Origin of the sequence: Idiomarina sp. UBA4206, assembly GCF_002383015.1 — a bacterium.
GTDB classification, from domain to species: Bacteria; Pseudomonadota; Gammaproteobacteria; order Enterobacterales; family Alteromonadaceae; genus Idiomarina; species Idiomarina abyssalis.
The window spans coordinates 47,844-53,251 of the sequence record NZ_DFTS01000014.1; the positions used below are offsets into that span (position 1 = coordinate 47,844).

A 5,408-nucleotide genomic window follows, 5' to 3' on the forward strand; every position below is an offset into this window, starting at 1 on the left:
CGGAATATCAGGGAACCCGACAAAGCCGGTTTCATATTTTCCCTGGTTCAGGTTTATTTGGTAAGCCACCAAAATGGGTTGTTACTGCAGAGCTGGCGGAAACGTCTAAATTGTACGCACGAATTAACGCCGATATTGATCCTTTATGGGTTGAGGAAGCGGCTTCTCATTTAGTCAAAAAACAGTACCTGGAACCTCATTTTGAAAAGAAAAAAGGCAGTGTTATTGCTGATGAGCAAGTAACTTTGCTGGGTCTTATCCTGGTGCCCAGACGACGCGTTCAATATGGGCCGGTTGTACCGGTTAAAGCTCGGGAGATTTTTATCCGGGAAGCTTTAGTTAACTCCCAGCTAACGCGCAAGTTGCCTTTTATTCAACATAACTTGAAATTAATTAGCGATATTCAAGCTCTGGAAGCGAAATCTCGGCGTCGGGATATTCTGGTGGATGAAGAGGTTTTATTTGAGGCTTACGACCGTGCCATACCCGAAGGGATTTATAACGAAAAGCTATTGGCCGGCTGGTGGCACAAAGCAGCTAAAAAAGAGCCCAAATTACTGTTCTTTGAACGAGATGATTTAATTGCCGGCGAAACCGAGCACATTACTGAAAACGAATACCCGGAGTTTTGGCGACAAGGCAACTTACGCTTACCCTTGAGTTACCATTTTGAACCCAATGCGGAAGACGACGGTGTCAGTGTGAATATCCAGCTGGGTATTCTGAATCAGGTGAAGCTTGAGGGCTTTGACTGGCACATTCCGGCATTACGGGAAGAGCGTATTGCCCACTTAATTAAATCGTTGCCAAAAGCCCTGCGCCGAAATTTTGTGCCGGCACCAAACTTTGCTGGCGCGATAATGGCTGATGTTGAGCCTATGCAAGGGCGTTTAACCGACGCTATGGCGACTAAGCTGCGTCGCATGACCGGTGTGACGGTCCCGGAAGAAAACTGGGATGAGTCCTCTCTACCGGCTCACCTACGTATGAATTTTAAAATTTTTGATGGAAAGAAACTGGTTAGCCAGGGACGTGACCTGCAAAGTCTTCAACAACAGTTATCCGGTAAGGTGCAGCAGCGTTTAGAAAAAACCGCCGGTGATGATATTAGCCGTGAACAGGTTGATAGCTGGGATTTTGATGACTTACCGGAGGTGATTACCGAGCGCCAGCAAGGTTTTGAGCTCAAGGCTTACCCCGGTCTGATAAACAAAGGTAAAGGTCAGGTTGCACTGCAGCTATTCGATAACCCGGAGCAAGCAAAACAGCATCATAAAACCGGCGTGCGGGAGTTGCTGCTGCAACAGATACCATCGCCTGTTAAGCACTTGCAGAAGTCTTTATCGAACAAAGCTAAATTAGCCATGTATTTTAACCCCTGGGGCAAGGTAGACGCATTAATCGCGGATTGTATCGCCGCAGCAGTAGATGGCCTTATCCAGGAGCAGATAGAACAGGGCAATAAGCTAAGAGATAAACAAAGTTTTGGGCAACTCAAAGACGTTGTACGCGCAAACTTGAATGAGCGCGTTGAAAAAATCGCATTGGAAGTCGAGCAATGCCTGCTGTTGTCACAACAAGTTCGAAAAGCACTGAAAGGAAAAATTCCGCTGGATCAAATCCAGTCCCGGGGCGATATTCAGGACCAGTTAGATAACCTGGTGTTTGCGGGTTTTGTTTCAGCTTATGGCAGTCATCGGCTTAGCGACATAGTGCGTTATCTCAAAGCCATTCAACGACGTCTGGAAAAGCTGCCGGTTGATCCCAATAAGGATCGCTTAATGACACTGACTTTAGCTAACCTTGAAGAGCAGTATAAAGCGGTGGTGAAAGCTTACGAAAATAAAGGTTCGGTAGTTCCCGATGATGTTGCCGAGATCCGCTGGATGATTGAAGAGTTAAGAGTCTCGTTCTTTGCTCAAACCCTGGGAACCAAGTATCCGGTGTCTGAAAAGCGGGTTAAACAAGCAATAGAGGCGGCTAAATAGCCGCCTCTAGACATGAATTCGTAAGCGCAAATTAGGCGGTGTAAAGCCCTAAGTTTTCTTTTGCGTAAGCTTCAAATTCAGTGAATCCGCCAACGTGTTGTTCGTCGACAAAAATTTGAGGAACAGTCTGGACAGGTTTACCGACTGTTTTTTCAAGGTCAGCCTTGCTGATACCTTCAGCGTGAATATCGACATAGCGATAATCAAAGTCATCCATATCGGCTTTTAATTTGTCCGCAACTTCTACGGCACGAACACAAAAAGGACAACCAGGACGTCCAAAAATTACTGTAAACATGAAATACCTCTCTCGCAAAAATAGATTGCGGTCATTATCCAGATTTTAGTGCTGGTTAACAATTCTTCTGTACGATGGGCACAATCGATTTAATGAATAAGGCTAGTGCTCAATATCTAAATCTGATTCAGGAACGCAACAACAGGGCAGAATATCGCCTTTTCTGACATAGGCGAGCGGCTCGGTTGTATAGCGAACTGTGCCGGACTTTAACGTGCTTCTGCAGGCACCACAGAAACCACTACGACAATGGTAATGCATTTCTAACTGATGCTTCTCTAAGGCTTCGAGTAAAGTGCCTTCAGTCGCATCAACGGCAAGCTCGGGCCCGCCGTTGACTTTGACTTTAAAGGTGTTGGCCATAGCTTAGAGATCAAAGTCCCCAAGGTCGGAGGCATTAACCTCACTGTCTATTTGACCAACAAGGTAAGAGGTAATTTCAGACTCTTGTGGTGCTACCTGAACGTTGTCTGACACCAGATACTTGTTCATCCAGGGCAGTGGGTTAGAACGCTGATTTTCAAATGGAGCATCAAAGCCTATGGCCTGCATACGCAAGTTGGCAATGTACTCGACATATTGGCACAGCATGCTTTCGTTCAGACCTATCATTGAACCGTCTTTAAACAAGTAGTGCGCCCACTGTTTTTCCTGTTTAACAGCTGTCATGAAAATCTCGTAGGCATCATCGCGAAGCTCTTCGGCAATTTCTTTCATTTCCGGATCGTCTTCGCCGTACTGCCACAAATTAAGAATGTGCTGTGTTGATGTAAGGTGAACGTTTTCATCGCGAGCAATCAGTTTGATGATTTTTGCGTTACCTTCCATTAATTCACGTTCTGCAAAAGCAAAGGTGCAGGCAAAGCTAACGTAAAAACGAATAGCTTCCAGAGCGTTAACCGAGTTAATGCACAAAAACAGCTTTTTCTTTATTTCGCGCTGAGTGACCGTATAGGTCTTACCGTCAACGACAATATCGCCTTCGCCGTGGGTTTGTAGCAGCTGAGTGTAAAAAATAAGATCGTCGTAGTACTTTGAGATGTCATTAGCGCGAATTTTAATTTGCTCGTTAATGACAATATCTTCAAAGACTTCGCTGGGGTCACTAAACAAGTTACGCAGTATGTGCGTGTATGACCGCGAGTGAATGGTCTCAAAGAATGACCAGGTTTCGATCCAGGTTTCTAACTCAGGAAGGGATACGATAGGTAGTAGCGCGATATTCGGCGAACGACCCTGAATCGAATCCAGAAGTGTCTGATACTTCAAGTTAGAAATAAACACATGCTTTTCGCTGGCAGTCAGTTTATTAAAGTCGATGCGGTCACGGCTGACATCGATTTCTTCAGGGCGCCAGAAAAAGCTGATTTGTTTTTCGATAAGTTTTTCGAAAATACTGTGTTTTTGTTGATCATAGCGAGCAACGTTAACGGAGTTGCCTAAAAACATAGGCTCCGTTAACGGGTTATTCTGCTCTTGGTTAAACGTTGAGTACGACATTCGCTAAAATCCTTATTATTAAATTTTACAAGCACCACCGGCACAATCGTCATCTTCTTCGATGATAACTTCTGCGCTCTGGGCCTGAGGCTTGTCGGCACGTTGACGTGCAGCAATGTCGGACTGGTTGTCAGCAGCACCATCACGAGTGTTGTGATAATAGAGCGTTTTAACTCCCAGTTTATAAGCGGTTAACAAGTCTTGCAGAAGCTGTTTCATCGGTACTTTACCCGCATCAAACTTGTTAGGGTCGTAATTGGTGTTTGCAGAAATTGTCTGATCCACAAATTTTTGCATGATACCAACCAGCTCAAGATACCCTTTGTTATTCGGTATTTGCCATAACAACTCGTATTTGTCTTTCAAGTTTTCGTAGTCAGGGACAACCTGTTTAGTTACCCCGTCTTTTGACGACTTAATGCTGACAAAACCACGAGGAGGCTCGATACCGTTAGTTGCATTAGAAATCTGAGACGATGTTTCTGACGGCATTAGAGCGGATAATGTTGAATTACGCATACCGTGTTGTTTAATGTCAGCACGAAGCTTATCCCAGTCTAAATGCAGTGGCTCGTCGCACACTTTGTCCAGGTCTTTCTTATAGGTATCGGTTGGCATAATGCCCTGAGAGTAAGTGGTCTCATTAAATTTAGGGCAGGCGCCTTTTTCTTTAGCCAGGTTCATTGAAGCTTGCATCAGGTAATATTGTATAGCTTCAAAGGTCTGGTGAACCAGGCCGTTTGCAGAGCCGTCTGAATATTTAACACCGTGCTTGGCTAAGTAATAAGCAAAGTTAATAACACCAATACCCAGAGTACGGCGGTTCATGGTGGCGTTGTACGCTGCCGGAACAGGGTACTCCTGATAATCCAGCAGGCTGTCCAGTGCGCGAACGGCCAAGTCTGCTAAGTTTTCAAACTCACTCAGGCTTTCAATTTTACCTAAGTTAAAGGCTGACAGAGTACAAAGCGCTATTTCACCTTCTTCGTCATTTACGTGACTTAATGGCTTAGTTGGCAATGCAATCTCAAGACACAAGTTACTTTGACGGATAGGCGCAACTTTAGAGTCAAATGGACTGTGTGTGTTGCAATGATCTACGTTTTGCACATAGATACGGCCGGTGCTGGCACGCTCCTGCATAAACAGACCAAACAGCTCAATGGCTTTAATACGTTTTTTACGGATGCTCTCATCCTGTTCGTATTGCTGGTATAAACGCTCAAATTCGTCCTGATCTTCAAAGAAGGCGTCGTAAAGCCCCGGAACGTCCGACGGGCTGAATAGGGTAATGTAATCGTCTTTAATCAGGCGCTGATACATGGTGCGGTTAAATTGAACACCATAGTCCAGGTGGCGAACCCGGTTTTCCTCAACACCCCGGTTATTTTTCAGTACTAATAGACTTTCAACTTCCAGGTGCCAAAGAGGGTAGAACAAGGTAGCCGCGCCACCACGAACACCACCTTGTGAGCAGCTTTTAACGGCTGTCTGGAAGTATTTATAGAATGGGATACAACCGGTGTGGAAAGCTTCACCATTACGGATAGGGCTGCCTAATGCGCGAATACGCCCCGCGTTAATACCTATACCGGCGCGCTGAGAGACGTATTTTACGATAG

General features: G+C 45.2%; 5 protein-coding genes. 1 reads left to right on the forward strand and 4 read right to left on the reverse strand.

All coding sequences use genetic code 11. The features are described 5' to 3' along the window. Positions 1–1,988: ATP-dependent RNA helicase HrpA (gene hrpA / locus B3180_RS02875; RefSeq protein WP_286842921.1), on the forward strand; the 1,988-nt coding region annotated here is incomplete at its 5' end. Between the two features lie 31 nt (positions 1,989–2,019). Here the strand turns inward: hrpA and B3180_RS02880 are convergent. The 4 genes from B3180_RS02880 to nrdA form a co-directional block, all read right to left on the reverse strand. Next, the gene (locus B3180_RS02880; RefSeq protein ID WP_054487610.1) at positions 2,020–2,286 is read right to left on the reverse strand and encodes a GrxA family glutaredoxin; all 267 of its coding nucleotides are present in this window, start codon (positions 2,284–2,286) and stop codon (positions 2,020–2,022) included. Between the two features lie 102 nt (positions 2,287–2,388). Then, positions 2,389–2,649, reverse strand: a complete 261-nt coding sequence (gene yfaE / locus B3180_RS02885) for a class I ribonucleotide reductase maintenance protein YfaE (protein WP_054487612.1) — start codon at positions 2,647–2,649, stop codon at positions 2,389–2,391. Positions 2,650–2,652: 3 nt separating this feature from the next. Next, positions 2,653–3,786, reverse strand: a complete 1,134-nt coding sequence (nrdB, locus tag B3180_RS02890) for a class Ia ribonucleoside-diphosphate reductase subunit beta (protein WP_199495148.1) — start codon at positions 3,784–3,786, stop codon at positions 2,653–2,655. An 18-nt stretch (positions 3,787–3,804) separates the two neighbouring features. Beyond that, positions 3,805–5,408, reverse strand: a 1,604-nt coding sequence (nrdA, locus tag B3180_RS02895) for a class 1a ribonucleoside-diphosphate reductase subunit alpha (RefSeq protein WP_286842926.1), incomplete at its 5' end; no start/stop codon positions are given.